Here is a 26,364-nt window from a genome sequence, read left to right on the forward strand (position 1 = left end):
ATGGTCCCGCCTCCGCCGCGCGGGGTGACGCGATTGCCATGGCGGCATCCCTCCGGAGTCGTCATGTGCACGGTCGGCAGGGGCGGCGATGTGCGCCATCAGTGATGGGCCGCACTACTCGCAGGTGTCGGACGACACACATCGGGAAACGTCTGGCCTGCCTAGGGACAGTTAAGAATTTTCCTTACAGACCGATGTGATTGCCCGGCTTGAAGATCGCCGCGCCGAGGCAGATCGCCTGGGCCGGGATTGGCGTCTCGAATAAACGAATGAACACCCATCGCTGCGGTTTGTGCCGCAGCAGAGAGAATGCATCGATTGCCTTTCATGGCGGCCGGTGCGTGGGGATCGACAGATCCGCCAGGCCTTCTTCTTGATGGGAGTTCGTTTGCCTTGGCACGCCAACCCGCACCGTCCGCCACCTTCACTCCGGAAGGTGGCCCTACGCCAGTGAGGGTTTCGCCATGACCAACCGCACCGCCATCCATCCCCGCCTGCATGCCCTGATCGGCGACGTCGCAGCCGACGTGCCCGGGGACCTCGCACGCGAGATCGAGTGCGCCCTGAACGAACAGAACCTGCCGGCGCAGTCGGCCACGTTCTTCACTTGCCTCAATGCCATCAACCATGCCGACGGCGATGACGGACAGCCGTGCAACAACCTCACCCTCGGTGCCAGCAATCACGCTTCATTGCGCCGCTCGCTATCTGGGCTCGGCGCGTTGCTCGATCTGCTGCAGGCCGCCGACCGGGCGCGCAACGAAGGCGGTCCGAACGAGCAGTTGGGCGCCTTCCATATCGACGGACTGATCGTGGCCGCACGACAGTTGGTGCGCGAGGCACATCATTGCCTCTCCAGCGGCGATGCCTGACCGGCCCGGATGTGCTCCCGCTACAATCGCGCAGGGAGCGCAGGAGACCACACAGCGCTTGAAGTTCAGCAAACTTGATGAACGCCTGCTCGCAGGGGTTAGCGTCGTGTCCCGTAGTACGGCGGACAAGCACTATGAAATGTACTGCACGCGGTTCTCAGCGGACGTAATGGACGCGAATGGTCGCCCGCTGCTGGCCATCTGGCGGCATCATGGCCGAGGATCAGCCCTGACCTCTTCGAACTGAATCTGCGAAAAATCCAATCCCAGCCTGAACCTTATGGGCGCGTCTGCGTCCATTTCGGCCTCCGGGATCATTTCTAGCGCATACGGGAAGCTTGATGACAACGTCTGCATTACGAGATGTACGACCAGGATTTCAGCAATCTCCACGAGACTCTCCGCGATCACCTGCATATCCAAATGAATCGCTCCCGCAGTCTCATCATCGCTACCGACGATAAACCAGGTTGGTACACTGACACTTCCGTTGGGCAGAAGATGGAAATTCCGAACGACCGTCTTTTTCTCTGGAGCCGGGTGCTCTTGGAAGTTTCGAAGAGCGGCAATTTTGGCTATGAACTCTGAATTTTCTTCAACAAAGATGCAGAGCGGCGACTCGCCAATTATTGCTCGCAGCGCTCTTCCCAAATGATCAAAATTATTGCACTGCTTCGCAAGCTCCAGAAAATAAGATGGGACCTGCGAAATCAGCTTTACAGCCCTGTTCGCCTGCACAAGAAACGTTACACAGTCAGCATCCAGGTCTTCAACCTGCGGAAATGGGTTCAAACCGTGACCTGAAGAACCAATGGAGAGTCCTGCCGACTGGATGGCTTCAACGATCGCCTTTACCCGTCCTCCCACTCGAATTGCTACTGCGTCACAGGCCAAAAGCGCTTCTTTGCATGCATGAAGGTGAAGCATTAGGTCTTGCCTCTGCTTCCCCGGGGCGAGCGTAGCGTGGTTCAAAAGTTCGTCCGATTGGATCAATACCCGGGCAATGGCCGGGTGTGAGGATCCGACCCAAGCGACTGGAGAAGTCACCCATGGCAAATTCACATTTGTCCGGTCTGGATCTATGGAATCTGGGGTCCTCAAGCGAAAAGTCACATCACGCTTGTACACCTCCAAAAACTCACCCATAGGTAGCATCTTGGTAATAGGCCCGGTGCCCTCTACCAGCTTGACCTGCCCTGCCTGATCTCGTTGCGACATGACTCGCTGGTTCACAGAAGCACTCCCGTGGGAACTTTCGGCATCGACCGTTATGTCAAAACTAACTCAAACAACAAGACTTCAACTGTCTGCTCTAGAGAAAGAACGTCTCTACTATCAGAGATGACCAGCGGTGGTGCACCACTCACTACGATCAGCGATCAACGGGAACTGAGACACCCCGGTCCTACAACTCGTCGTCTAGCGTCAGCTCGAAAGATTCCGACGGCAGCTCTCTCCCCTCATACAGCTCGTCAAGTGCATCATCAATTGCCTTATTGAGGCGATCAATCTGGTACTGACAGACCTGCCCGAGCGACGAGAACAAGCCGCCACTGATGTAGTAGGTGTCAAGCTTCAACGCGATCCCAATGCGCGACATGGGAACGATGTCATCGGGCGCAGCCCCAGGGGGCACTATCGTCAACTTGCGGGCGTTCTGATCGTTGTGCGCGATCACCTCGTGCCGCGCCCTGATTACGTCATTATGGACGTCGGTCATCCACCGGTGCTCAAACTTCGCCCATCTACTTGGAAGGATGCCAATAGCGGAATTCACGAAGGGCTTTGCGTACGAAACAACGGAGGATGCGTACAGGTGATAGTAAAGCGGGTGATCGAACCCAGTGACATGCTTGACCATGTAGGCACAAGCCTTTCGGCTGGCGAAGAAGTCAGAGCGGGCCAGAGTGAGCTTGTAGAGCCCCATCTTCATCTGGCGGCGAGTCAACTGCTTGTTGGAGCCCATTCGACCTCCCTGCACTTACTCTGCACTTACGAAAAAGCCGGCTCAAGGCCGGCTTTGACGTTAACCCATTAAAATCAGGGTTCTATTTGGTGGGCGGTACAGGGATCGAACCTGTGACCCTTGCCGTGTGAAGGCAATGCTCTACCGCTGAGCTAACCGCCCGGTGTGTTGCTGAGCCGCTCATTATAGGGGCTTTTCAGAGGCCGTCAACAGTTTTTCACAGTCGTGTTCACGGCGTTTCGGGGCACGCAGCCGGGCATGGCCCGGCGCTACCGGAATCACATCGTATGGGTCGGCTTGTCCGAGCCGGTAAGCCCGGCCAGCAGGGTCTCGATCTTGTGGCGCACGCCCTCGCCTTCGGCACCATCGGCCAGCTGCACGCCGATGCCGGCGGTGCGGTTGCCCTGCGCGCCGGCCGGGGTCACCCAGATCACCTTGCCGGCCACCGGCAGGCGCTCACTGGAATCGGGCAGGGTCAGCAGCAGGAACACCTCGTCGCCCAGGAAGTAGCGCTTGGGCGTGGGCACGAAGATGCCGCCATTCTTCACGAACGGCATGTACGCGCTGTACAGCGCGGCTTTGTCCTTCACGGCCAGGGACAGGATGCCCTGGCGGGCGTTGCTGGCACTCATCGATTTCCCCTTGCGGCAGGCCGCTCGTTCACCTTGTTCCAGGCCAGCAGCAACTCGACCACCGCAAGGTCTGCACGCACCGTGGTGCGCAGCAGGTCGCGGGTGCGGTTGGCCGCATCGAACCAGGCTGCAAGCTTGTGCAATCGCTCCGGCGTGGTCAAGGCATCGGTGCTGGCCTGGGCCAGCGCCAGGTCGGCGGCAAAGCGCAGGCGCAGCGCCGCGTTGTCGTCACCGCACCACTTCTGCGCCAGCTCCACCGCGCCGGTCTTGCCGGCCGCCAGCTGTTCCAGCTCGCGGCCCACTTCGCGGCGCAGGCTCAGGCCGTCTTCGCGCAGCCAGTTGTCGGCCTGGCCGGGGTGGCCGCGCGCCGCGTCCAGCGCTTCGCGCGCCGATGCTTCGCTGTGGCCCTGCTGCTGCAGCCAGGCCAGTGCTTCGTGCTGCGGCGGCAACTTGAATTCCAGGCGCTGGCAGCGGCTGCGGATGGTCTGAGGCAAGCGTGCCGGGTCGCTGCTGATCAACCACAGGTAGCGGCCGGGCTGCGGCTCTTCCAGGGTTTTCAGCAGCGCGTTGGCGGCCGAGCGGTTGATCGCATCGGCCGGGTCGACGATCACCACCTGCGCCACGCCGTACTGCGGGGTCAGCGCCAGCTTGTCGGTGATCTCGCGCATCTGCTCGATGACGATCTCGGTACGCAGCTTGTCGCCGCTCTTGTTCGGAATGAAGCTGACCAGCTGCAGGTCCGGGTGCGTGCCCGCCGCGATCAGCTGGCGCGTGCGCGTGGCGTGGGCTGCATCGCCCTGCGCCAGCACGTGGTCGGCCAGCGCCAGCGCCACCTCATGCTTGCCCAGCCCGGCAGGACCGCAGATCAGCAGGCCATGACCGAGGCGACCGGCGTCGAGCGCGGCCACCGTCTGTTCGAACGCGCGCTGCTGCCAGGGCGAAAACGTGCTCATGCGCCCTCCCCGCCCTGCAGCCAGCGCTCGACACGCGCGACCACGTCGGCGGCCACGCGTTCCTGCACCTGGCCGGCGTCGATCAGCGCGAAGCGCTGCGGGTCCTGCTGTGCGCGGCTGCGGAACACTTCGCGCACGCGCTGGAAGAAATCGTCCTGCTCGCTCTCGATGCGGTCCGGCCACAGGTCACGGCCGTTGGCGCGCGCGCGACCCACCGCCACGTCCACGTCCAGCAGCAGGGTCAGCCCTGGCAGCAGGCCGACCGCGCGGCGCTCCAGGTCGGCAATCCACTGCGGATCCAAGCCGCGGCCACCGCCCTGGTAGGCGTAGCTGGAATCGGTGAAGCGATCGCTCAGCACGTAGGCACCGCGCTGCAGCGCCGGCCGGATCACCTGGCGCACATGCTGGGCGCGTGCGGCGAACACCAGCAGCAGCTCGGCTTCGGCGCTGAGCGGCTCGGCAGCGATCTCGGCATCAGGCTTCAGCACCAGGCCGCGGATGCGCTCGGCCAGTGGCGTACCGCCCGGCTCGCGGGTCAGCACCACCTCGTGGCCGTGGCTGCGCAGGCAGTCACGGATGGCATTGATGGCGGTGGTCTTGCCCGCGCCTTCGCCGCCTTCCAGGCTGACGAAACGCGGGTGGCGAAGCAGCGCGGGACTCATTGCGCCGGGGTCTCCTGGGTACGTTGCTGGCGCAGCTGCTGCAGGTAGCGGGCTACGGCCGCGTTGTGCTGGTCCAGGCTGGGCGAGAACACGTGCGCGCCGCTGCCATCGCCCACGGCGACGAAGTACAGCGCGTCGCCCGCCGCGGGTTGCGCGGCCGCCATCAGCGCATCGCGGCTGGGCATCGCGATCGGGGTCGGAGTCAGGCCGGCACGGGTGTAGGTGTTGTAGGGCGTATCGGTAGTCAGGTCGCGACGGCGGATGTTGCCGTCATACGCGGCACCGAGGCCGTAGATCACGGTCGGGTCGGTCTGCAGGCGCATGCCGATCTTCAGGCGGCGCATGAACACGCCGGCGATCTGCGGTCGTTCGCTGGCCAGCGCGGTTTCCTTTTCGATGATCGAGGCCAGCGTCAGCAGTTCGTAAGGCGTGTTGATCGGCAGGTCCGGCGCGCGGCTTTCCCAGGCTTCGTCCAGCGCCTTTTCCATTGCGGCATGGGCGCGCTTGAGCACGTCCAGGTCACTGTCGCCGCGCTGGTAGACGTAGGTCTCCGGCAGGAAGCGGCCTTCCGGATGCTGGCCACCGAATCCGAGGCGCTGCATCAACGCGGCGTCATCCAGGGTATCGGTGGTGTGCAGCAGCGGCTCGGCGCGCTTGAGCGCGGCACGCAGCTGGCGGATGTTCCAGCCCTCGACAATCGTGACCCGGTGCTGCAGCACCTTGCCGGCGCGCATGCGCAGCAGCAGCTCGCGCGGGGTCAGCTCGCCACTGAGCGCGTACTCGCCCACCTTCAGTTTGCCGGCCGCATCGAGCTGGCGCGCCAGCAACTGCCACTGGGTGTCCTGGCCCTCGTCCACGCCGGCATCGCGCAGCTTGCGCAGCACGCTGTTCATGCCATCGCCGCTGGCGATGACCACGCTCTCGGCGGACGGGGTGATCGGGGCATCGGCGAACCGGGTCTGCTGGTAGAAGAACCACGCGCCCGCGCCGGCCACGACGGCGCCCAGCACCACCACCAGCGTTACCACGAACAGACACCCGCGCTTGGCTCCCGCCATGGACTACCTCTGAACTCGATTCCGTCGTGCAGGATACCGTGCCGGTGGATTGGGGTCATGACCGGGGCCACGCCCCCGTGCCGACCAGCGGCCGGCACCTACCACAATCCATGCCTGGCGCGGCGATCAGTAGATCCACGCCATGCGTGGATGAATGGCCAAGGAGGCCTCGGTGCTGACCAAGGTCGGCACCCACCGTGGGGGAATGGCGTTGCCGGCCAGCGGCCGGCACTACCCTTGCTGGCCCAGCGCGCGCAGCAGGCCGCGGGCCTTGGCGCGGGTCTCGTCCAGTTCCTTGTCCGGGTCCGAATCGACCACGATGCCGGCGCCGGTGCGGAAGCTCACCTCGTGGCCATCCACTTCGGCGGTACGGATCAGGATGTTCAGGTCCAGGTCGCCATCGCGGTTCAGCCAGCCGAACGCGCCGGTGTAGGCACCGCGCGGCACCTGCTCCAGTTCGCTGATGATCTGCATGCATCGCACCTTGGGGCAGCCGGTGATGGTGCCACCCGGGAACGTGGCGGCGATCACCTCGCCGGGCGTGACCTCCGGGCGCAGGTGGCCGCTGACATTGCTGACGATGTGGTGCACATGGGCGTAGCTCTCCACCGTCATCAGCTCATCGACCACCACGGTGCCGGGCAGGCAGATGCGGCCCAGGTCGTTGCGTTCCAGATCGATCAGCATCACGTGCTCAGCACGCTCCTTGGGGTGGCCGACCAGCTCCTGGATGCGCGCAGCATCATCGTCGCCCTCGAAGCGCGGACGCGTGCCGGCAATCGGACGGGTCTGCGCGTGGCCGGCATGCACCGACACCAGCCGCTCCGGCGAGGAACTGACCACATGGCGGCCGTGCGCGCTGAACAGGCCGGCGAACGGTGCCGGGTTGGCACGACGCAGCTGCGCGTACAGCGCCTGCGGGTGGACCGGCGCAGCGAACTGCGCGCTCCAGCGCCGCGACAGGTTCACCTGGAACACATCGCCGGCACGCAGGTAGTCGATCACCCGGCGCACGCCGTCGGTGAAGCGCTGTGGCGCATCCTCGCCCACCGACTGCGGCGGCTGCCAGCCCTGCCCGGCCTCCGGCAGTGCCTGCGACGCCATGGTCACCAGCGCCTCCAGCAGGCCCTGCTCACCTGCTTCGGCGATGACGAAGCTGGCGTCGTTCTGGTGGTCGTGCAGCACCGCAGCCGGGCAGCGCAGCGCCAGCGCGGTCGGGCGGCCGTCCTCGCGCGCGCGCGCCGGCAGCACCGGTTCAATCTGGCTGGCCACTTCGTAATCGAGCATCAACGCCCAGCCGCCACGGAACGGCAGGTTGTGGCTGCCGTCGTGCGGCAGGCGTTCGTGCTGCCAGGCACGGTCCAGCACCTGCAGGAAGCTGCCGGCGTGTACCGCGTCGTGCTGGTCGCGCACCTGGCCATCGGCATCCAGCCGCAGGCAGTCGCCCTGCGCGGCCAGCAGCAGGCTCCAGCGGCCCTGAGCGGTGCCCGAGGCGGTGGATTCCATCAGCAGCGGGAAGCGCGCCGGGTCATGATGCTGCAGGGCCAGCAGATCGATCGGGTGCGGCAGCGGTTGGATCAGCGGTGCGTGGGTCATGATGGCCAGTTCAAGGATTCAGATGCACGGAAGCCGCCTTGCGGCGGCTTCCTCGTGCGTAACGCACGTTCAGTCGAGCATGGCTCGACTCTACACAACGGCGACGCCGAGCATGGCTCGCCGCTACAACTCGGTCAGACGCGCTTGAAGATCAGCGTGCCGTTGGTGCCGCCGAAGCCGAAGCCATTGGACATCACCACGTCGACCTTGGCCTGGCGCGCTTCGTTGGGCACGTAGTCCAGGTCGCAGCCTTCGCCCGGCTGCTGCAGGTTGATGGTCGGCGGAATGACGTTGTCCTGCAGCGCCATCACCGAGAAGATCGCTTCCACGCCACCGGCCGCGCCCAGCAGGTGGCCGGTCATCGACTTGGTGGAGCTGACCATCATCTTGTAGGCGTGGTCGCCGAAGGCGGTCTTCATCGCCATCGTCTCGCCCAGGTCGCCCAGCGGCGTGGAGGTGCCGTGCGCGTTGAGGTAGCCGACCTGTTCCGGGGTCACGCCGGCGTCCTTCATGGCCATGACCATGCAGCGGGCGGCGCCTTCGCCGTTCTCGCTCGGGGCGGTCATGTGGTACGCGTCGGAGCTGGCGCCGAAGCCGGCCAGTTCGCAGTAGATCTTCGCGCCACGCGCCTTGGCGTGCTCGTACTCTTCCAGGATCAGGATGCCGGCGCCGTCGCCCAGCACGAAGCCGTCACGGTCCTTGTCCCACGGGCGCGAGGCCTGTTCCGGAGCGTCGTTGCGGGTGCTCATGGCCTTCATCGCGCAGAAACCGCCCAGTGCGGTCGGCGACGAGCCGCGCTCGGCACCACCGACCACCATCACGTCGGCATCGCCGTACTGGATCATGCGCATCGCGGTACCGATCGAATGGTTCGAGGTCGCGCACGCCGACACCGCCGAGAACGACGGGCCCTTCAGGCCGGTGATGATGCTCAACTGGCCCGGCAGCATGTTGATGATGGTCTTGGGCACGTAGAAGGGCGAGATCTTCTTGCCCTCGTGGAACTCGATGGTCTGCTCTTCGATACCGAGCAGGCCGCCGATGCCGGCGCCGACAATGGCGCCGATGCGCTCGGCATTGGCGTCGGTGATCTCCAGGCCCGAGTCGTGCAGGGCCATGAACGAGGCACCGAGGCCGTAATGGATGAACGGGTCCATCTTCTTGGCATCCTTGCCGCTGACCCGGTACTTGCCGAACAGTTCGTTGTCGGCGGTGATGTCAAAGCCCTTGACCTCACCTGCAATCTTGGTGGTGAACCGGTCCAGGTAGGCATCGGCAACGTTGGTCAGCGGACCGATGCCCGAACGACCGTGGGTGATGCCTTCCCAGCTGCTGGCCAGATCATTGCCCAACGGCGAGACGATACCCAGGCCGGTTACGACGACGCGACGCTTCATTGCTGATTCTCCTGACCCGAAGGTTCAATCGGGTAACACGGTTTGCTTCGGTGTGATGCTCAAACACACGGGGCCGCAACTGCGGCCCCATGGGGTGCGGTGCGCGGCGAGCGGAGACCCGCGCGCGCACTGCCGTCTGACATCAGGCCTTGACGTGGGCCTTGATGTAGTCGATGGCGGCCTGCACGGTGCTGATCTTCTCGGCTTCTTCGTCCGGGATCTCGCACTCGAATTCTTCTTCCAGGGCCATCACCAGCTCGACGGTGTCCAGCGAGTCAGCGCCCAGGTCATCGACGAACGATGCGCTGTTGGTGACTTCTTCTTCCTTGACGCCAAGCTGTTCGACGACGATTTTCTTGACGCGTTCTTCGATGGTGCTCATGGGATCTCGCTCCAGATGGAGTTGTGGTTCAAAAGTGGTCGCCATCAAGGGCGATGGCCGTGGGATAGTGTAGTGGAAACCGGCGCGGCCTTGCATTGCAGCAAAAACCTCCGCAGATCAACCACTTGCGGCGCAATCCCTGCGCCCCTTGCTTACGGCATGTACATGCCGCCGTTCACATGGAGGGTTTCGCCGGTGATGTAACCGGCAGCCGGGCTGGCCAGGAACGCCACCGCATGGGCGATGTCCTCCGGCGAACCCAGGCGTTCGAGGGCGATGTCGTTGATCAGCGCGGTACGCGCTTCTTCCGGCAACGCCTTGGTCATGTCGGTGTCGATGAAGCCGGGTGCGACAACATTGACGGTGACGCCGCGCGAGCCGATTTCCTTGGCCAGCGACTTGCTGAAGCCGATGATGCCGGCCTTGGCGGCCGCGTAGTTGGCCTGGCCGGCGTTGCCGGTCACGCCCACCACCGATGCGATGTTGATGATGCGGCCCTTGCGCGCCTTCATCATGCCGCGCATCACCGCCTTGCTGGTGCGGAACACGCTGGTCAGGTTGGTGTCGATGATCGACGCCCAGTCCTCGTCCTTCATGCGCATCAGCAGGTTGTCGCGGGTGATGCCGGCATTGTTGACCAGGATCGAGATCGGGCCGAATTCCTTGGCGATGCCATCGAGCACGCTGTCCAGCGCAGCGGCGTCGGTGACGTTCAGCGCGCGGCCGTGACCGCCGTGGGCGGCCAGGCGCTCACCGATCGCGGCGGCGCCGGATTCGGTGGTGGCGGTGCCGATGACGGTGGCGCCCTGGGCGGCCAGCAGATCGGCGATGGCGGCACCAATGCCACGGCTGGCACCGGTGACCAGTGCGATTTCACCCTGCAGGGGCTTGCTCATGTTGTTTTCCTCAGACGGGAGCGGCCGCCGCACCGTGCCGCTTGCAGCGGCCACCGGTACGGTCGGCAGGAAACAGGGAAGGTCAGGCCGACCATGCCTCGCGGGCGGCTTCAAAGTCGCCCGGCGTGGCCAGAGGACGGCCGTCGATGGCCTTGTCGATGCGCTTGACCAGGCCGGTCAGCACCTTGCCTGGGCCGCACTCGGCGATCTGGGTGATGCCACGGGCGGCCAGCGCCTGCACGCAACCGGTCCACTGCACCGGCTGGTACAGCTGCTGGACCAGCGCGGTGCGGATGGCGTCCACGCCGTCGTGCACCTGGGCATCGACGTTCTGCACCACCGGCAGCTGCGGCGCCTGCCAGGACAGGCCGGCCATCACTTCGGCCAGGCGGTTGGCGGCTTCGCGCATCAACGGGGTGTGCGAGGGTACGCTGACGGCCAGCTTGACCGCCTTGCGCACGCCCTTCTCGGCCAGCAGCGCCAGCGCACGGTCGACCGCGTCGGCGTCGCCACCGATCACGATCTGGCCCGGCGAATTGAAGTTGGCCGGCACCACCACCTGGCTGCCTGCGGCTTCGGCGCAGACATCCAGCACCAGCTGGTCTTCGGCACCGAGCACGGCGGCCATGGCACCGACACCGGCCGGTGCCGCTTCCTGCATCAGCTGGCCACGCAGGCGCACCAGGTGCGCGCCGTCATGCAGGCTCAGCGCGCCGGCGGCAACCAGGGCGGTGTACTCGCCCAGACTGTGGCCGGACAGCACCGACGGGCGCGGACCGCCCACGGCGTTCCAGGCGCGCCACACACCAATGCTTGCGGCCAACAGGGCCGGCTGGGTGTATTCGGTACGGTTGAGCATTTCCTCCGGGCCACCCTGGGACAGCGCCCACAGGTCGACGCCGGCACCATCGGATGCCTCGGTGAAGGCTTCACGCACCTGCGGGTGCAGTTCGGCCAGCTCGGCCACCATGCCCACAGACTGCGAGCCCTGGCCGGGGAAGACAAAAGCGAGGGTGGATACGGTCACGCGGTCATCCGCTTGCTGCAATCGAAGCGGGCCATGATAAGGGGGAATCCGCTGTGTCGTCTGTACGTGCGCGTATGCAGGCGTATGGAGGGCGGCCGGGCAAGCGCAATGGGGTCAGATCCCTTTTCCGCAGGAAAAGGGATCTGACCCCTATCAGCCATCAGCAGAACAGCTGCAGCACGTCCAGATCGCCGTCGGCGAGGAAATCCACGCACAGGCCCACCAGCATCAGCACGCCAGCAGTGCTGGCACCGTGGGTGATGAAGATCGAATGGGCCAGCGCGCGCGCTGAGCGGCCAAGCTTCATGCAGACCCTGGCCAGGCTGCGCAGGCGGCCACTGACCGCATGCACGTGCTCGCGCACCGGCGCCTGGACCTCGCCCATCGCCTCGGCCATCATCGCCTGCAGATGTTCGGGGCGATCAGCGTAGTACTTGGCCACGCCATAACCGAACATCAGCCAGTCGCGGGCCTGCGCTTCGGACAGGTCCATCACTTCCAGCGGATCTTCCTCGAAATCGATGAAGCCGACCTGCTGCCCATCCCAGGTGAGATTGCGCGGCAACGGCTGGCCGAAATAGGCGCCGCGCGCATGCGCTTGGGCAATGGCCTGCATCGCCGCCATCACCAGCCGATCACGACCGGCCTCATCCGCTTCACGCAGGCAGGTATTGAACGAGCTGCCGTTGTCGCCGATCACCAGCGCGGCATGGCCGGTGCCCAGCACGTCCGGCACGTTCACGCCTTGCGCCTGCAGCTCTGCAAGGCGGCGGGCCTCGGTTTCGCGCGCGGCGTCACCACCACGGTGCGGCGGCGGGCGCAGGGCATCGAGATGGAAACGGCGCGCAACAAAATTGAGCAGGCCCAGGGCCAGTGCTCGGCTTCCCTTGCCGTACTGCTTCAGCCAGGCACGTTGCCCTTCGATGACGATGGGCTCAACCATGACAGGTCCTCCTTAAACGCGTTACGGCCCCGGAGGGCCGTAACGACAAGACTTCACATTGTCGTAACTTGCACTATCAATAGCGCAGCAGGGCCGAACCCCACGTGAAGCCGCCGCCGAAGGCTTCCAGCAGCAGCAGCTGGCCGCGCTCGACCCTGCCCGACCGCACGGCGGCATCGAGCGCCAGCGGCACTGAACCGGACGAGGTGTTGCCGTGCTTGTCGACGGTCACCACGACCTGGTCCATCGACATGTCCAGGCGCTTGGCGGTGGCTTCGATGATGCGCAGGTTGGCCTGGTGCGGAATCAGCCAATCCAGGTCGGACTTGTCCAGGCCGTTGGCGGCCAGGGTCTCGTCCACGACCGAGTCCAGCGCCTTGACGGCGTACTTGAACACGTCGTTGCCCTTCATGTTGATGGTGCCACCACCGTTGGCGCCGTCCTTGAAACCGCTCGAGACGCCAACCGGGTTCCACAGCAGTTCCTTCTTGCTGCCATCGGCATGCAGGTGGGTGCTGAGGATGCCGGTTTCTTCGTCGGCCTTGAGCACGACGGCGCCGGCGCCATCACCGAACAGCACGCAGGTGGTGCGATCGTTCCAGTCGACCATGCGGGTCAACGTTTCGGTGCCGATCACCAGCACGTGCTTGCAGTCGCCGGAGCGGATGAATTTGTCGGCCACGCCCAGCGCGAACACGAAGCCGGAACAGGCTGCGTTGACGTCGAAGGCGGGGCACCCGGCCACACCGAGCTTGGCCTGGATCAGGCACGCGGTGGACGGGAAAATAAGGTCAGGGGTGGTCGTGCCGACCACGATCATGTCGAGCTGCGAGGCATCGATGCCTGCGGCTTCAAGCGCGCGCAGGGCGGCGTTGTAGCCAAGGTCGCTGGTGGTTTCGCCTTCGGCCGCGATGTGCCGTTCACGAATTCCGGTGCGCGACTGGATCCACTCATCCGAGGTTTCGACCATTTTTTCCAGGTCGGCATTGGTCAGGACTTTCTCCGGCAAATAGCTACCGGTGCCCGCGATCCTCGAATAGATCCGCTTGCTCATCATGTTTCCTGTTGCGCGGGCCGCCGATCACCGGCACGCCCGGGAAAGAAGGCAAAGGCCGCTGCCCGGAGGCAGCGGCCTTCCCGGCACATCAATCTTCTTCGACGGCCGAGGTCTTGGTCTGGATGACCTTCTTGCCGCGGTAGAAACCATCGGCAGTGATGTGGTGACGCAGATGCACTTCGCCGGTGGTCGGGTCGGTCGACAGCTGCTTGGCGCTCAGGGCGTCATGCGAACGGCGCTGGCCGCGGCGGGACGGGGTAACACGGGATTTCTGGACAGCCATGGGATTGCTCCAAACTCGGTTCGTTTTGCTTCGTCGTTTCGTCGCACAGGACGCCAGCGCCCAGCACACTTTTCGCTTTCGCCGCAGCCGCCGACGACAACCGGCTGCTATTGTTTCTTCAATGCCGCCAACGCCGCAAACGGGTTGGCCTTCTTCGTTTCTTCTTCGCTCGGTGCCCAGTCCTGATCGACTGCCTCACCGTCGGGCGACAGCGGCACCACAGGCACCGCCAGCACCAACTCGTCCTCGACCAGGTCCAGCGGACGCAGCTGCCCGTCTTCCGGCACCAGCAACGCCTCGTACTCCTCCGGCAGGGACGATTCCTCGTCCTCGTCGCGGATCAGGCCAAGCCTCTGGGTCACCTTCACCGGCAACAGGAATCGCTGCATGCTGCGCTGACACGTCAGCGGCAACGCGGTGTCGATGGTCAGTTCCACATAGGATACCCGCAAGACGTCGTCGCGACCGAATTCAAGCGAGTAGACACACTCGCCGTCGGTATCTGCGACCAACCCCTGCAGGCGGGTCAATTCAGCCAGGGAGACCTGACCGTCGAAGCGCCTTCGCGCTACAACCATCCGCCAGGCATCCAGCGTTTCGGGCACGTTCGCGGACATAAGCCGCTGAATACTAAGGATCGCACCGCCCGCTGTCAAATGCCCGCCATACAGGACTTGCTGCTGGCGTTGCCGGCGGGCCAGACTGCCGCGCCCTGCCTCGGTATTCTCGCATGTCACTGGTCCTGGCCTCCACCTCCCGCTACCGTCGCGAACTGCTGCAACGGCTGGGCCTGCCCTTCGACTGCGCACGCCCGGAGGTGGATGAAACACCGTTGAACGGCGAGGGCCCGATGGCCCTGGCCACGCGCCTGGCCGCCGCCAAGGCGGCCGATGTCGCCGCGCGCCATCCGGGTGCCTGGGTGATCGGCTCGGACCAGGTGGCCGACCTGAACGGCCAGCCGCTGGGCAAGCCTGGCACGGTCGAGGCGGCCTGTGCGCAGCTGGTGGCGATGTCCGGGCAGACGGTACGCTTTCACACGGCAATCAGTCTCAGACGGGATGGAGAATCCCTCGCCGCCCTGGATCTGACCGAAGTGCACTTCCGCGCGCTGGACTCGCAGGAGATCGCCCGCTACGTCGCCACCGAGCAGCCACTGGACTGCGCCGGCAGCTTCAAGTGCGAGGGCCTGGGCATCAGCCTGTTCGAGGTGATCGACAACCGCGACCCGACCGCGCTGGTCGGCCTGCCACTGATCGCGCTGTGCGGCCTGCTGCGCAGGGCCGGATTCGCGGTGCCGTGAACGGTAGAGCCGAGCCCATGCTCGGCTGCTTTTTTCGAGGCTGCCTGCCATCTGAATCGGAAGCAGCCGGGCATCGGCTCGGCTCTACAGGACCAGAGAACCTCAACGAACCTCGAACGGTTGCTCCTGCCACGCCTCCACGCTGCCATCGCGCCCGTGCAGGCGCAGGCCGAGCCAGTGCCGGCCCGGCGCCAGCGTGGTGGTGTCCAGCGACGCGTCGAAGCCCACCGCCGGATGCTGCGGATCGGTACTGTCCGGCCAGGCGGGGCGAATGTCGAACACGCGCCCGTAACGCGCGTCACCGATCGAGCGGCCATCAACCAGCACTTCAACCCGCGCCAGCCCGACCCCATCCTTGAATGCCCAGCCCTTGATGGCGAGCGTTCCGGAGACCTTTTCACCGTTGGACGGCGCATCCAGCCAAGCCATTGAGGGCGTTACGCAGGCCCCCTGTGCACGCTTGGCCGGCAGCCGGAACAGCAGGAACCGCTGGAAGCCATGATCGCTGCTGACCACGCGTGGCGCCGGCAACGGCCCCACCTGCTCGCAGATGGTGTGATAGCGCGCCAGCAGGTCGCGGTAGCGCTGGTCACTGGGTGACAGCACCAGCAGCATCGGCACACTGCGCGGGCCTTCGTGCAGCAGGTCCCACTGCGCCAGCTGTGCGGTGCGCCCATGCTTGTCGTTGAGCGGATGTGGCAACACCTCGATATCGCCATTGCCCAGCTGGAAGCCCAGTTCGGCACCGACCTTGAAGTTGCCCGCCAGGACACGCGTACCCGGTGGCATCTGCCGCAGTTCGTCACGCACCGCCACGGCCAGTGGCTGCCAGCCGGCAAAGTTGCGCGGGTAGTACTTGCTGCCGGCCATCTGCTCGCGAAGTGCCGGCGTGGACGCCATCAGGTAGTAGCCGAACGCCAGCACGGTACCTGCAGCGGCCAGCCACCAGCCGGTACGGCGCAGCCAGCGCGGCCAACCGTTGAGGACCACCGGCACGGCCACCAGCAGCGCCAGGTAGCCTGGCAGCGGCCAGTGGAAACTGATCCGCTCGACATCGGTGAAGAAGCCCAGCAGGAAGATGCCCAGCGTCGACACCCCGCCCACCAGGCCGAAATAGCGCCACTGCACCCGCGCCCCACCGCCACTGCGGGTACCCGCGAGGGCGACCTTCCACATCGCCATGCACAGGATCGGCGTCACCAGCATCGGCTGGATCACCAGGAACCACAGCCCCTCCCACTCGAACGTCCACGGGTGGCGCTCGACCACCTGGAACTTCAGGCCGGCGTCGTGGTTGTCGGCATTCCACGCCAGCAACGGCAGCCAGGCCAGCACGCCCACCGCCAGCGCCACCCATACGCGCGGGTCGGCCAGCATGCGACGGCCCTGCGGCAACGCCAGCAACGCAATGAAGCCGACACCGATGACACCAATGAAGCGGTAGTGGCTGAGCGCACCGATCAGCAGGCCCAGCGCCAGCTTCATCGCCGAGGACGCGTCCACGCTGTGCAGCAGGCGTGCCCCTGCGTGCAGGCAGATCACCGCCGCCAGCGCCATCGGTACGTCCGGCACGGCCAGCAGGCCCAGCGTGGCCGACAACGGCATCAGCAGGGTCAGGCTGCCCGCCTGCCACCCGGCCACGTTGCCAAACCAGCGCGTGGCGATGCGCACCACCAGCATCGGCAGCAGCGCGCCGATGGCCAGGAACGGCAGGCGCAATGCGAGTACGTGATGGCCACCGATCTCCACGCCCAGGCGTGCAAGCCAGGCGGTCAGCCCCGGCAGGTCGGAATAGGCAGCGGCCAGGTGCTGGCCTTCCTGCCAATAGAACGCCTCATCGACGAACAGCGGCAGGCGCGCAGCCACCACCAGCTTGGCCGCTGTGATCAGCGTCCATAACCAGAGAAATATTGTCCGCGCGCGCTGTTCCCCTTGCATTGCTCTATGGATAATCGAGTGGATTCCAGACCTGAGACGATCATGCCAGCCTCGTCCCCCAATCCCAGCATGCTAACCGATCAACTGCGCCAGGCCCTGCGGGAGGCACAGGATCAGGTGAACGCACTGGTGCTGGGCAAGGTGCCGGAAGTCAGGCTGGCCTTTGTCGCCCTGCTTTCTGGCGGCCACCTGCTCATCGAGGATCTGCCCGGGCTGGGCAAGACCACGTTGGCGCACGCATTGGCCAGCAGCCTCGGCCTCAGCTTCCAGCGCGTGCAGTTCACCTCTGACCTGCTGCCGGCCGATGTACTTGGCGTTTCGGTGTACGAGGCCGGCAGCCGCCAGTTCCAGTTCCATCCCGGCCCGGTGTTCACCCACGTGCTGCTGGCCGATGAGATCAATCGTGCACCGCCGCGGACACAGAGTGCGCTGCTGGAAGCGATGGCCGAGCAACAGGTCACACTGGATGGACAGACACATCCACTGCCCGACCCGTTCTTCGTGATCGCCACGCAGAACCCGGTCGACCTGTCCGGTACCTTCCCGTTGCCGGATTCGCAGCTGGATCGTTTCCTGCTGCGCCTGGCGATGGGCTACCCCAGCGCGCAGGCCGAGCGCGAGCTGCTGCGCGGCACTGATCGCCGCGACCTGATCGCACGCGCGCTGCCAAAGCTGGACGACACCCAGGTGCGTGCATTGCGTGAAGCGGTTGACCAGGTGCATGCCAGCGACGCGTTGATCGACTATGTGCAGGCGCTGCTGACCCGCAGCCGCCACCATGCCGGCGTGCGCGTAGGCCTGTCACCGCGCGCGGGACTGGCCCTGCTGCGTGCCGCCAGGGCACATGCGCTGCTGCTCGGCCGCGGGCATGTGGTGCCCGAAGACGTGCAGACCCTGTTCGTGGCGGTGGCCGGCCATCGCCTGGTGGCCGAAGCCGAATCCAGCTCCGGGCCGGCGCTTGCGCGGGCGATCCTGCAGACCGTCGCGGTGGACTGAAGGTGGCCACACGCTGGGCACGCATGCAGCTGCTGGCACGCCCCCGCAGGCCCGAAGCCCTGCCGCAGCGACTGGACCGCCATCGCATCTATGTACTACCAACCCGCTTTGGCCTGTTCGTCGCCACCCTGCTGTCGGCGATGCTGCTGGGCGCATTGAACTACAACAACAACCCGGCCCTGCTGCTTGCGCTGCTGCTGGCCGCGGCAGCGATCGCCAGCGCCATCGCCGCGCACCTGCAGCTGTCCGGCATACAGATCGATGCAATCTCCGCCGAACCGGTACCGGCCGGGCATCCCCTGCGCCTGCGCGTGGACCTTTCGTTGCGTGACCCGCGCGCGCGCCACGGGCTGCACCTGCAGCTGGGCGCAAGCGAGGCCTGGGTTGCACTGCCTGCACACGGTCGCGGCGAAGTGGAGCTGGATGTTCCCAGCGAGCGGCGCGGCTGGCTGGAACTGCCCCGCATCCGCCTGTCGAGCACGCAGCCGCTGGGACTGGTGCGGGCATGGTCGTGGGTGTGGCCGGAGCAGCCGCTGCTGGTCTATCCACTTGCCGAGGCACTGGCACCGCCGCTTCCGGAACGTGGCAACGACCCACTGCACACCCGCGCCCATGCCAGTGGCGATGAGCTGCACCAGTTGCGCCCCTATCGTGCCGGCGATGCCCCGCGCAGCATTGCCTGGAAACACTCGGCGCGCCGCGACAGCCTGCTGGTACGCGAATACGAGAAGCCGATCGGCATCGAAGTGGTGCTGGACTGGCGCACGCTGGCGGCGCTGGGCCATGAAGCGCGCATCGCGCGGCTGGCACGCTGGGTCGACATGGCCGAGCGCGAAGGCCGTCGCTATACGCTGCTGCTTCCGGCCCATCCGCCGTTGGGGCCCGGCCAGGGCGCCAGCCACCACCACCTATGCCTGCGCGCACTGGCATTGATGCCCCATGACTGAGCCTGCCGTCCTGCTCGACCGCAACGCCCGCAGCTGGACCCTGGCCAGCGCAGCGCTGGCGTTGCTGCCACTGCTGCTGCAGCTGCCACCGGTACTGGCCAGCGTGATCGCGATCACTGCGGTACTGACCGCTGCGCTTTCGTGGCGGCGGGTGCTGCCGATGCCGGTTCGCCTGGTGCTGGTGCTGGCCATGCTTGCCACCATCGTCTGGCAGATGGGCATGGTGCGGCCGGGCCGCGATACCGGCTGCGCATTGCTGGCGGCGATGCTGGCGATCAAGTCCAGCGAACTGCGCAACCTGCGCGATGCGCGCAGCCTGCTGGGCTTCGCGTTGTTCTCGCCGTTCGCCGCCTTCCTGCTCGACCAGGGGCCGTTGACCACCGGGCTGGCAGCGCTGGCCGCAGTTGCCGCACTGCTGGCCCTGCAACGCCTGGCCCTGGACGAGGGCCACAGCCCTCGACTGCCGCTGCGCGGACAACTGCGTGGTGTCGGCCGCCTGCTGGGGATCGGCCTGCCACTCGCGCTGGCCTGCTTCTGGCTGTTCCCGCGCTTGTCCACGCCGCTGTGGGGCGTACCCGAGCGAGCGGTGGGCACACCGGGCCTGGCTGACAGCATGGCGCCGGACCAGTGGCTGGACCTGATGGCCGACGACACCCCGGCGTTGCGCGTGCAGTTTTTCGGCGCGGTGCCCGAGCCTGCGCAGCGCTATTGGCGCGGCCCGGTGCTGACGTCGTTCGACGGCCACCGCTGGAGCCGCGATCGCGCGACGGCCGGACGCCCCGCACCGGTGGTCGAAACCGCCGCACAGGGTTGGGACTACCAGATCGACTACGAGCCCACCGACCGTCGCCTGCTGGTGGCACTGGACCTGCCCAGCCGCGCACCGGAGGGCAGCAGCTTCGATGCCGACATGAGCCTGCGCAGCGACCGCACGCTGTCCGCGCTCAGCCGCTGGCGGTTGCATTCGGCGCCGCCGCAACGGTTCGACACCGATCTGTCGCCCTACCTGCGCCGCGCGGCGCTGCAGCTTCCGTCCGGCTTCAATCCGCGCACCGCCCAGCTCGCGCGGCAATGGCGGCAGGAGGCAGGCAGCGATGACGAGGCCATCGTCCGCCGTGCGCTGCAATGGATCACCCGCGACTTCTCCTACACGCTGGATACACCGGTGGCGGGGCGCGATCCGGTCGACGATTTCCTGTTCAACTACAAGGCCGGCTTCTGCCAGCACTTCAGCTCGGCCTTCGTAGTGCTGATGCGCAACGCCGGCATTCCGGCCCGGGTGGTGACCGGCTTCGCAGGCGGTACCCGCAACCGCATCGGCGACTACTGGGTGGTGCGTCGCATGGATGCCCACGCCTGGGCCGAAGTCTGGCTGCCGCAACGCGGCTGGGTGCGGGTCGACCCGACTGCCGCCGTGGCACCCGAACGCATCCTGGACACCCTGGACGACCGCCTGCAGGCCGGCACCGATACCCCGCTGCAACAGCGCTGGCTGCAGCTGGGGCAGATGGGTGACTGGCTGCGGCGCGGCTGGAACGACCTGGTGCTGTCCTTCGATGCACGCCGCCAGCAGCAACTGCTCAAGCCGTTCGGGCTGGATGACCTCGGGCCGGCGCAGCTGGTGACCGGCTTCGTGGTCGCCGCCCTGCTGGCACTGGCGTGGATGGCCTGGTTGCTGGCCCGCGGCGAGCGCGAGCGCGACCCGCTGCTGCGTGCCTGGCACCGGCTCGGGCGGCGTTATGCGCGCCTTGGCCTGGCCCGCGCCCCCCACGAAACCGCACGCGACTGGTCACGGCGGGTACATGCCCAGCGCCCCGATCCGGCCCTGCTCGCACTCAGCCAGCGTTTCGCCGACGCGCGCTACGCTGGAACTTGCACCGACCTCGCTTCATTATTGCGGGACCTGCGCAGGCATCGCCCGACTTCCGGAGCCTCCCCATGAACACCAAGTTCCTCCTCACCGCTGTGGCCACGCTGGCCCTGTCGGCCTGCGCCACGGCCCCCAAGCCGCTGCAGGGACAGTTCAGCCTGGTTTCCCCGCGCGACTCGGTCGCCACCCAGCAGGTCGGTACGCCGGTCCGATGGGGCGGCCGCATCATCGAGACCAAGCCCGGCCAGGGCGAGACCTGCTTCCAGATGATCTCGCGCCCGCTCAACGCCAGTGGCCGCCCGAACACCACCTCGTCCGACGCCAGCGACGGCCGCTTCATTGCCTGCCGCGCCGGTTTCTACGACCCGGCCGTGTTTGAACCCGGCCGTGACGTGACCTTCATCGGCAAGATCGACGGCTACCAGAACACCCGCATCGGGGACTACGACTACCGCCTGCCGAAGCTGTCGGCCGATGTGATCTACCTGTGGCCGGAACAGCGCCAGGTCGATGTGGTGCCCTACCCCTATGGCCCGTGGGGCCCGGGTCCGTGGGGCCCGTACTGGGGTGGCTACGGCCGTTGGGGCTGGTGGTGATCGCCACCCAGCCCGCATGATCGGAAAAGGCCGCCTTCGGGCGGCCTTTTTCATCCACGCATGCGTGGACAGGGCTTCAACGCCCCGGCGTACCGAAATGCCCCAGCGGCGCGCCGGCCAGCAGGTGCATGTGGATGTGGAACACGGTCTGCCCGGCGTGCTCGCGGCAGTTCATCACGATGCGGTAGCCGTCCTGCGCGAAACCCTCGCGGCGCGCGTATTCGGCAGCGGCCAGGGCCAGCTTGCCGACCAGGTGCGCCTGCGACGGCTGCAGGTCGTCCAGGGTCGGGATGATCTCGTTCTTCGGAATGAACAGTACGTGCACCGGCGCCTGCGGTGCGATGTCCTTGAAGCCCAGCACCTCGTCGTCCTCATAGACGATGGTGGCCGGGATCTCGCGACGGATGATCTTGCTGAAGAGGGTTTCGTTGCTCATGGTCGGCCTCGGCGGGAGTGTCTTCCGCATTGTAGGCCGGCCGCGCCGGGCGATGCCCGGGTGGTGCTCAATCACGGAATTCGCTGCGCGTCCCGAACGCGTGCGACAGCGTGCCGCGGTCAACGTATTCAAGCTCGCCGCCAAGCGGCAGGCCCTGTGCCAGCCGGCTGGGCCGCACCTTGCGCGCGCGCGCCAGCTGCGCAAGGTAATGCGCGGTGGCTTCGCCTTCGACGGTGGCACTGGTGGCGATGATCAGCTCCTGTACCTCACCTTCGGCCAGCCGCTGCTCCAGCTGCTCCAGGCCCAGCTCGCGCGGGCCGACGCCATCGAGCGGCGACAGCCGGCCCTGCAGCACGAAGTAGACACCGCGAAAACCCGTCGCGTTCTCGATCGCGAGACGATCGGCCGGCGATTCGACCACGCACAGCTGGCTGCGCTCGCGGCTGCTGTTGGCACAGGTCGGGCACAGCTCGGTTTCGCTGAAGTCGCGGCACTGCGCGCAGTGGCCGATACGCTCCACCGCCAAGGCCAGCGTTTCGGCCAGGCGCTGGCCGCCTTCGCGCTCGCGCTCGAGCAGGTGGTAGGCCATGCGCTGCGCCGTCTTCTGGCCTACGCCAGGCAGCACCCGCAGTGCGTCGATCAATTGTTCAAGCAGGGGTGCGGACACGGCGGCGTGCTTTGATGGCGCCGAGCGAGCTCGACGGCTACAGATTCTGTGGCACCCGCTTGCACGGATGCCACGCTGGCAATCAGAACGGCAGCTTCATGCCCGGCGGCAGCTGCATGCCGGCGGTGGCCGAACCCATCTTCGACTTCGACTCGGCATCGATCTTGTTCGAGGCATCGTTGAAGGCGGCGGCGATCAGGTCTTCCAGCATCTCCGGGTCGCTGGTCAGCGACGGGTCGATGCGCACCTTGCGGCATTCCTTGGCGCCGGTCAGGGTCACGCTGACCATGCCGCCGCCGGCACTGCCGGTCACTTCGATCCTGGCGATTTCTTCCTGGGCCTTCTGCAGGTTTTCCTGCATCTTCTGGGCCTGCTGCATCAGTTGGGCGATATTGCCGCGCATAGTGTCTTACTCGTCAAAAGAACGGATGGAATCGGAAACAACCCGGGCACCGTGCTGTTGGATCAGCACCTGCACTTCCGGGTCGTCCATGAAAACGGCCTCTGCCACCTGCTGCCGCTCGCCACGCTGGCGGTCGGCACGCTGATGCAGGGTCTCGGCCGGAACGTGTTCGGTTTCCACGGTCTCGACCACGATCTTCGGCGCCTGGCCCAGGGCCTTTTCCAGCATCTCGCCCAGGGCGGCCAGCGCGCGCTCCGAGCGCAGGTATTCAAATCCGGGCGAAAGGCCCAGTTTCAAGGTCCCGTGCTGGCAGCTGATGAAGGCGGCATTGGCGGCCAGCTGGCGCGACGGGCCGCTGAGGCCGCTGTTGGCGACCAGATCCAGCCAGTCTTCGGCAGTGGCCAGCTCGCTGACACCTTCCTGCGGCGTGGCGGCATGCGCCGGGGCCGGTTCGGCCGGCGCAATGGCAATACCTTCGGCGCGGAACGAACGCTCCGGCGGCGCAGGCTCGACTGGATCCGCGGCGGGAGCCGGCGGTTCATGCCAGGGCGCGACCATGGCGGCATCCGGGCCGGCCATCTCGGCCGCCAGGGCCCCATCCCGCGCCTCGGCTTCGTCGGTGGCCCACGGCGGCAGCTCATCGCTTGCCTCTGCTGCGATGGCAAACGCCGGTGCCTCGGCCTTCACCGGCGGCGGTGACACGGGCTCTTCCACCGGAACCGGCTCGGGCTCAGGCGTCGGATCCGGCTCCGGTTGCGGTGCCGGCTCAGGTTCGGGTTCAGGTTCGCGCGGTGCAGCCGCCGGAGCGGCCACCTGCGCCGCCACGGCCGGGCTGGCCGAAGCGACGGCAGCAGCCGGCGTCGCTTCAGGGTTTCCGGCATGGGCGCCACCACCGGCAGCGTTGCCACCCGGCGTGCCACCCACAGCACCGTCGACGGCCTTCGGCACCGGCGGTACCGCTGCGGCCGGGCGGAACGCCAGCATGCGCAGCACGGCCATTTCAAAGCCGGCGCGCGGGCTCGGCGCCAACGGCAGGTCGCGTCGACCATTCAGGGCCATCTGGTACCAGAGCTGCACCACTTCCGGGCGCAGGCGCTCGGCGAATGATGCGACATCCAGGCCTTCCGCCACGGCGGCACCCGGCACCAGCTGCTGCACCTGGATGCGGTGCAGGCCTTCGGCGAGCGCTTCCAGCACGCCACTCCAGTCCGGCGAGAATTCGGCCAGCGCGGCCACCACCTGCAGCAGGCGCGGGCCATCACCCTCGGCCAGCGCATCCAGCATCGCTGCCACCTGGGTGCGGTCCACGGTACCCAGCATGGTGCGCACCACGTCCTCGCGCAGCGCGCCGCCGGCATAGGCGATCGCCTGGTCCAGCAGTGACAGGCCGTCACGCAGGCTGCCATCGGCGGCCTTGGCCAGCTGCACGATGGCGCTGCCGTCGGCCTCGATCTCTTCCGCCGCCAGGATGCGGGTCATCTGGCCCTGGATCTGGTCTTCGTCCAGGCGCTTGAGATTGAACTGCAGGCAGCGGCTGAGCACGGTGACCGGCAGCTTCTGCGGGTCGGTGGTGGCCAGCAGGAACTTCACGTGCTCCGGCGGCTCTTCCAGCGTCTTCAGCAGTGCGTTGAACGCCGCCTTGGACAGCATGTGCACTTCGTCGATCAGGTAGACCTTGTACTTGCCGCGCGAGGGCATGTACTGCGCGTTCTCGATCACCTCGCGCACGTCGTCCACACCGGTGTTGGACGCGGCGTCGATTTCCAGCAGGTCGATGTAGCGACCGGCGTCGATGTCCAGGCAGGCGGCACACTGGCCGCACGGGTCGGCGCTGGTGCCCTGCTCGCAGTTCAGCGACTTGGCGAAGATGCGCGCGATGGTGGTCTTGCCCACGCCACGGGTACCGGTGAACAGGAACGCGTGGTGGACCCGGCCGCTGTCCAGCGCATTGCTGAGCGCACGGACCACATGCTCCTGGCCCACCAGCTCGGCAAAACGCTTCGGACGCCACTTGCGGGCAAGGACGAGATAGGACATCAGGCCACCGTTTTCCATCGGATGTTCCATTGTGCCATGCCTGTCCAGCCCCCTCGCCAACAATGCCCCTGGATGCGCCTCTGATCAGAGGTGCTTGTGTCCGGCCGCGCCGCCCGCTAGAATCTGCGCCCCTGCTGAGGCGTTTGCCGATGGCAGGGATCCGGAGAGGTGTCCGAGTGGTTGAAGGAGCACGCCTGGAAAGTGTGTAAGCGTCTAAACCGCGCTTCGGGGGTTCGAATCCCCCTCTCTCCGCCAAGTTGCGAACTAAGCCCCTGATTTCAGGGGCTTTTTTCTTGGGTTCGTATGTGGCCCCATACCCCGACCCATACTTCGTCAATCCGTTGATTCCTGGCCTATCAGCAGCGCGCCCTGCGCGTTGGGACGGCAATCCAGATAGTCAGCAAGAGCGCTGCACTTGGAGAAGCGAGAGTGCACGCAAGCAGTTTCAGATGACCGACCTGCGTGCATCGCGAAGCACGCCGCTCCCTCGCCACCGCCTCTGACAGCCGTAACGAAATGAGGTGCCGCATGCGCAAGGTCCTGAGCGCGCGTAGCAGCATGAGCGCCCAGGCAAGCGACCAACACCAAGAGCTGCTGCGCGCTGCGCGTCAGCGGCCCGTAGAAGCGGTTGAGAGGCAGTTGAGCAGATGGGAGGGCGCAGGCGGTCAAGCGCGGTGCGTACGTGCGCACTCGTCTCCCCGCCACGCCTGCACACTTCATAGGGTGCCTTTCCTGCACCACCTGCACAAAGGCCAGGAGTAGGCCCAGCAAGGCTATGGATGACATTGAGGGGGCATCCAACTACCTGCGAAACCCCGCACCAAAGGGGTATCTGGCAGGGGCATCAGCCACCGACGGGAGCCAAATTCGCAGAACCAGGAAGAAGCGAAAACAAGGCGTCCAACAGTGTCCAAGAAGAAAACTTCTACTACTGACAGTGTTTCAGGAAGGCTATGAATTGAGGGTCTGAAACAGAAAACGTGTGGCGAGCATCGCACTGCCAGATTTGCCAACAGCTTCCTTGAAATGCCTTGTGCCACAGTGCCTTCCAGCCATCTCTGTCGTCAGACTGACACCCGCATTCCAGTAACAGTTTCCGACATTGATGTTTTTCGGTGTTACAAGTGTGGCCGGTGTTACACCAGTATAATATACAATTTAAATCAAACAGTTACGCCACCCTCGCCGATCCCGACCACGGTGTAACACAGGTGTTATCGGTGTTACAGCAAGCTCAAAGCCCCTCCCCATGGCGGCGGCGCAATGCCCCCGACCGAGCACCCGGTGCCGCGAGCCCCGCAACCGCAGTTGGCCGGCATTCTGACCAAATAGTGGCGGGCACTGATCTTTCGCTAGCCTGTTCGCCTGCCCACCTTCCTGCCAGCAGCGGGTGCTGACCACGCCTCGCGCAACCGCTGCTCATGCCGGACCACCCACGGCTTGGCGCTGA

Annotated in this window: 26 protein-coding genes and 2 tRNA genes; 7 read left to right on the forward strand and 21 right to left on the reverse strand. The window is 65.9% G+C overall.

What is annotated here, in order from left to right:
• Positions 1–464 precede the first annotated feature (464 nt).
• Positions 465–872, forward strand: coding sequence for a hypothetical protein (locus tag AC5P7X_RS08435; protein ID WP_049417077.1), 408 nt, complete (start codon positions 465–467; stop codon positions 870–872).
• Positions 873–1,082: 210 nt separating this feature from the next.
• Here the strand turns inward: AC5P7X_RS08435 and AC5P7X_RS08440 are convergent, their stop codons facing one another.
• The 16 genes from AC5P7X_RS08440 to AC5P7X_RS08515 form a co-directional block, all read right to left on the reverse strand.
• Positions 1,083–2,105 carry a hypothetical protein gene (locus AC5P7X_RS08440; RefSeq protein ID WP_495214727.1) on the reverse strand — a complete coding sequence of 341 codons (1,023 nt, stop codon included), beginning with the start codon at positions 2,103–2,105 and terminating at the stop codon, positions 1,083–1,085.
• Between the two features lie 172 nt (positions 2,106–2,277).
• On the reverse strand, positions 2,278–2,838 hold the full coding sequence (locus AC5P7X_RS08445) for a hypothetical protein (protein ID WP_329841392.1): 561 nt from the start codon (positions 2,836–2,838) through the stop codon (positions 2,278–2,280).
• Between the two features lie 87 nt (positions 2,839–2,925).
• Positions 2,926–3,000: transfer RNA gene (locus AC5P7X_RS08450), tRNA-Val, on the reverse strand.
• A gap of 116 nt (positions 3,001–3,116) precedes the next feature.
• Positions 3,117–3,470 carry a PilZ domain-containing protein gene (locus AC5P7X_RS08455; RefSeq protein WP_005412452.1) on the reverse strand — a complete coding sequence of 118 codons (354 nt, stop codon included), beginning with the start codon at positions 3,468–3,470 and terminating at the stop codon, positions 3,117–3,119.
• On the reverse strand, positions 3,467–4,423 hold the full coding sequence (locus AC5P7X_RS08460; protein ID WP_070490130.1) for a DNA polymerase III subunit delta': 957 nt from the start codon (positions 4,421–4,423) through the stop codon (positions 3,467–3,469). The genes AC5P7X_RS08455 and AC5P7X_RS08460 overlap by 4 nt, the downstream gene beginning before the upstream one ends.
• Positions 4,420–5,085 (reverse strand): dTMP kinase, encoded by a 666-nt coding sequence (tmk, locus tag AC5P7X_RS08465; RefSeq protein WP_171957833.1) that lies wholly within the window; start codon positions 5,083–5,085, stop codon positions 4,420–4,422. The genes AC5P7X_RS08460 and tmk overlap by 4 nt, the downstream gene beginning before the upstream one ends.
• The gene (mltG, locus tag AC5P7X_RS08470; RefSeq protein WP_070490127.1) at positions 5,082–6,143 is read right to left on the reverse strand and encodes an endolytic transglycosylase MltG; all 1,062 of its coding nucleotides are present in this window, start codon (positions 6,141–6,143) and stop codon (positions 5,082–5,084) included. The genes tmk and mltG overlap by 4 nt, the downstream gene beginning before the upstream one ends.
• 231 nt (positions 6,144–6,374) lie before the next feature.
• Entirely contained in the window at positions 6,375–7,739 is a 1,365-nt protein-coding gene (locus AC5P7X_RS08475; RefSeq protein WP_495204983.1) for an aminodeoxychorismate synthase component I, read from the reverse strand.
• 134 nt (positions 7,740–7,873) lie between these two features.
• Positions 7,874–9,136: a beta-ketoacyl-ACP synthase II gene (gene fabF / locus AC5P7X_RS08480; protein WP_005415510.1), complete on the reverse strand. Its 1,263-nt coding sequence runs from the start codon at positions 9,134–9,136 to the stop codon at positions 7,874–7,876.
• Positions 9,137–9,278: 142 nt separating this feature from the next.
• A complete protein-coding gene (acpP, locus tag AC5P7X_RS08485; protein WP_005415509.1) occupies positions 9,279–9,518 on the reverse strand; it encodes an acyl carrier protein in 240 nt (79 codons plus the stop codon).
• 152 nt (positions 9,519–9,670) lie between these two features.
• Positions 9,671–10,414, reverse strand: a complete 744-nt coding sequence (fabG, locus tag AC5P7X_RS08490) for a 3-oxoacyl-ACP reductase FabG (RefSeq protein WP_005408312.1) — start codon at positions 10,412–10,414, stop codon at positions 9,671–9,673.
• Positions 10,415–10,496: 82 nt separating this feature from the next.
• Positions 10,497–11,441 (reverse strand): ACP S-malonyltransferase, encoded by a 945-nt coding sequence (gene fabD, locus AC5P7X_RS08495; RefSeq protein WP_005415507.1) that lies wholly within the window; start codon positions 11,439–11,441, stop codon positions 10,497–10,499.
• 160 nt (positions 11,442–11,601) lie between these two features.
• A complete protein-coding gene (locus AC5P7X_RS08500) occupies positions 11,602–12,384 on the reverse strand; it encodes a BUD32 family EKC/KEOPS complex subunit (RefSeq protein ID WP_053499577.1) in 783 nt (260 codons plus the stop codon).
• Positions 12,385–12,460: 76 nt separating this feature from the next.
• Entirely contained in the window at positions 12,461–13,438 is a 978-nt protein-coding gene (locus AC5P7X_RS08505) for a beta-ketoacyl-ACP synthase III (protein ID WP_014036188.1), read from the reverse strand.
• A 91-nt stretch (positions 13,439–13,529) separates the two neighbouring features.
• The gene (gene rpmF / locus AC5P7X_RS08510; protein ID WP_005408308.1) at positions 13,530–13,724 is read right to left on the reverse strand and encodes a 50S ribosomal protein L32; all 195 of its coding nucleotides are present in this window, start codon (positions 13,722–13,724) and stop codon (positions 13,530–13,532) included.
• Positions 13,725–13,831: 107 nt separating this feature from the next.
• Positions 13,832–14,341 (reverse strand): YceD family protein, encoded by a 510-nt coding sequence (locus AC5P7X_RS08515; RefSeq protein WP_005415504.1) that lies wholly within the window; start codon positions 14,339–14,341, stop codon positions 13,832–13,834.
• Positions 14,342–14,454: 113 nt separating this feature from the next.
• On the opposite strand from AC5P7X_RS08515, the gene AC5P7X_RS08520 reads away from it, so the two are divergent.
• Entirely contained in the window at positions 14,455–15,024 is a 570-nt protein-coding gene (locus tag AC5P7X_RS08520; protein WP_495214728.1) for a Maf family protein, read from the forward strand.
• A 102-nt stretch (positions 15,025–15,126) separates the two neighbouring features.
• On the opposite strand, the gene AC5P7X_RS08525 is transcribed toward AC5P7X_RS08520, so the two are convergent.
• Positions 15,127–16,962, reverse strand: coding sequence for a glycosyltransferase family 39 protein (locus tag AC5P7X_RS08525; protein WP_495214730.1), 1,836 nt, complete (start codon positions 16,960–16,962; stop codon positions 15,127–15,129).
• A gap of 42 nt (positions 16,963–17,004) precedes the next feature.
• Between AC5P7X_RS08525 and AC5P7X_RS08530 the strand changes: the two genes are divergently transcribed.
• The 4 genes from AC5P7X_RS08530 to AC5P7X_RS08545 are packed head-to-tail and all read left to right on the forward strand — an operon-like array spanning position 17,005 to position 21,371.
• Positions 17,005–17,958: an AAA family ATPase gene (locus AC5P7X_RS08530; protein WP_005415501.1), complete on the forward strand. Its 954-nt coding sequence runs from the start codon at positions 17,005–17,007 to the stop codon at positions 17,956–17,958.
• A gap of 23 nt (positions 17,959–17,981) precedes the next feature.
• Positions 17,982–18,905, forward strand: coding sequence for a DUF58 domain-containing protein (locus AC5P7X_RS08535; RefSeq protein ID WP_053499582.1), 924 nt, complete (start codon positions 17,982–17,984; stop codon positions 18,903–18,905).
• Positions 18,898–20,847: a transglutaminase TgpA family protein gene (locus tag AC5P7X_RS08540; protein WP_372485560.1), complete on the forward strand. Its 1,950-nt coding sequence runs from the start codon at positions 18,898–18,900 to the stop codon at positions 20,845–20,847. Before AC5P7X_RS08535 ends, AC5P7X_RS08540 begins: the two co-directional genes overlap by 8 nt.
• Positions 20,844–21,371 carry a Slp family lipoprotein gene (locus tag AC5P7X_RS08545; protein ID WP_049417063.1) on the forward strand — a complete coding sequence of 176 codons (528 nt, stop codon included), beginning with the start codon at positions 20,844–20,846 and terminating at the stop codon, positions 21,369–21,371. Before AC5P7X_RS08540 ends, AC5P7X_RS08545 begins: the two co-directional genes overlap by 4 nt.
• A gap of 76 nt (positions 21,372–21,447) precedes the next feature.
• Here the strand turns inward: AC5P7X_RS08545 and AC5P7X_RS08550 are convergent, their stop codons facing one another.
• The 4 genes from AC5P7X_RS08550 to dnaX all read right to left on the reverse strand — a co-directional run bounded on the left by AC5P7X_RS08550 (position 21,448) and on the right by dnaX (position 24,932).
• Positions 21,448–21,807 (reverse strand): histidine triad nucleotide-binding protein, encoded by a 360-nt coding sequence (locus AC5P7X_RS08550; RefSeq protein WP_005415497.1) that lies wholly within the window; start codon positions 21,805–21,807, stop codon positions 21,448–21,450.
• Positions 21,808–21,874: 67 nt separating this feature from the next.
• Positions 21,875–22,474, reverse strand: coding sequence for a recombination mediator RecR (gene recR, locus AC5P7X_RS08555; RefSeq protein ID WP_053499586.1), 600 nt, complete (start codon positions 22,472–22,474; stop codon positions 21,875–21,877).
• Positions 22,475–22,556: 82 nt separating this feature from the next.
• Positions 22,557–22,877, reverse strand: a complete 321-nt coding sequence (locus AC5P7X_RS08560; protein WP_019659509.1) for a YbaB/EbfC family nucleoid-associated protein — start codon at positions 22,875–22,877, stop codon at positions 22,557–22,559.
• A 6-nt stretch (positions 22,878–22,883) separates the two neighbouring features.
• Complete coding sequence (gene dnaX, locus AC5P7X_RS08565) at positions 22,884–24,932, reverse strand: DNA polymerase III subunit gamma/tau (protein ID WP_070490119.1); 2,049 nt, start codon at positions 24,930–24,932, stop codon at positions 22,884–22,886.
• Positions 24,933–25,076: 144 nt separating this feature from the next.
• Here dnaX and AC5P7X_RS08570 point away from each other — a divergent pair.
• A tRNA-Ser gene (locus AC5P7X_RS08570) sits at positions 25,077–25,169 on the forward strand.
• Positions 25,170–26,364 lie beyond the last annotated feature (1,195 nt).

Source organism: Stenotrophomonas sp. YJH_SMC_53 (genome assembly GCF_059369995.1).

Coding starts and splice junctions, on each gene's coding strand:
- AC5P7X_RS08435 (WP_049417077.1), top strand. CDS start 465: ATGACCAACCGCACCGCCATCCATCCCCGCCTGCATGCCCTGATCGGC.
- AC5P7X_RS08445 (WP_329841392.1), bottom strand. CDS start 2,838: ATGGGCTCCAACAAGCAGTTGACTCGCCGCCAGATGAAGATGGGGCTC.
- AC5P7X_RS08455 (WP_005412452.1), bottom strand. CDS start 3,470: ATGAGTGCCAGCAACGCCCGCCAGGGCATCCTGTCCCTGGCCGTGAAG.
- AC5P7X_RS08460 (WP_070490130.1), bottom strand. CDS start 4,423: ATGAGCACGTTTTCGCCCTGGCAGCAGCGCGCGTTCGAACAGACGGTG.
- tmk (WP_171957833.1), bottom strand. CDS start 5,085: ATGAGTCCCGCGCTGCTTCGCCACCCGCGTTTCGTCAGCCTGGAAGGC.
- mltG (WP_070490127.1), bottom strand. CDS start 6,143: ATGGCGGGAGCCAAGCGCGGGTGTCTGTTCGTGGTAACGCTGGTGGTG.
- AC5P7X_RS08475 (WP_495204983.1), bottom strand. CDS start 7,739: ATGACCCACGCACCGCTGATCCAACCGCTGCCGCACCCGATCGATCTG.
- fabF (WP_005415510.1), bottom strand. CDS start 9,136: ATGAAGCGTCGCGTCGTCGTAACCGGCCTGGGTATCGTCTCGCCGTTG.
- acpP (WP_005415509.1), bottom strand. CDS start 9,518: ATGAGCACCATCGAAGAACGCGTCAAGAAAATCGTCGTCGAACAGCTT.
- fabG (WP_005408312.1), bottom strand. CDS start 10,414: ATGAGCAAGCCCCTGCAGGGTGAAATCGCACTGGTCACCGGTGCCAGC.
- AC5P7X_RS08500 (WP_053499577.1), bottom strand. CDS start 12,384: ATGGTTGAGCCCATCGTCATCGAAGGGCAACGTGCCTGGCTGAAGCAG.
- AC5P7X_RS08505 (WP_014036188.1), bottom strand. CDS start 13,438: ATGAGCAAGCGGATCTATTCGAGGATCGCGGGCACCGGTAGCTATTTG.
- rpmF (WP_005408308.1), bottom strand. CDS start 13,724: ATGGCTGTCCAGAAATCCCGTGTTACCCCGTCCCGCCGCGGCCAGCGC.
- AC5P7X_RS08515 (WP_005415504.1), bottom strand. CDS start 14,341: ATGTCCGCGAACGTGCCCGAAACGCTGGATGCCTGGCGGATGGTTGTA.
- AC5P7X_RS08520 (WP_495214728.1), top strand. CDS start 14,455: ATGTCACTGGTCCTGGCCTCCACCTCCCGCTACCGTCGCGAACTGCTG.
- AC5P7X_RS08525 (WP_495214730.1), bottom strand. CDS start 16,962: ATGCAAGGGGAACAGCGCGCGCGGACAATATTTCTCTGGTTATGGACG.
- AC5P7X_RS08530 (WP_005415501.1), top strand. CDS start 17,005: ATGCCAGCCTCGTCCCCCAATCCCAGCATGCTAACCGATCAACTGCGC.
- AC5P7X_RS08535 (WP_053499582.1), top strand. CDS start 17,982: ATGCAGCTGCTGGCACGCCCCCGCAGGCCCGAAGCCCTGCCGCAGCGA.
- AC5P7X_RS08540 (WP_372485560.1), top strand. CDS start 18,898: ATGACTGAGCCTGCCGTCCTGCTCGACCGCAACGCCCGCAGCTGGACC.
- AC5P7X_RS08545 (WP_049417063.1), top strand. CDS start 20,844: ATGAACACCAAGTTCCTCCTCACCGCTGTGGCCACGCTGGCCCTGTCG.
- AC5P7X_RS08550 (WP_005415497.1), bottom strand. CDS start 21,807: ATGAGCAACGAAACCCTCTTCAGCAAGATCATCCGTCGCGAGATCCCG.
- AC5P7X_RS08560 (WP_019659509.1), bottom strand. CDS start 22,877: ATGCGCGGCAATATCGCCCAACTGATGCAGCAGGCCCAGAAGATGCAG.
- dnaX (WP_070490119.1), bottom strand. CDS start 24,932: ATGGAAAACGGTGGCCTGATGTCCTATCTCGTCCTTGCCCGCAAGTGG.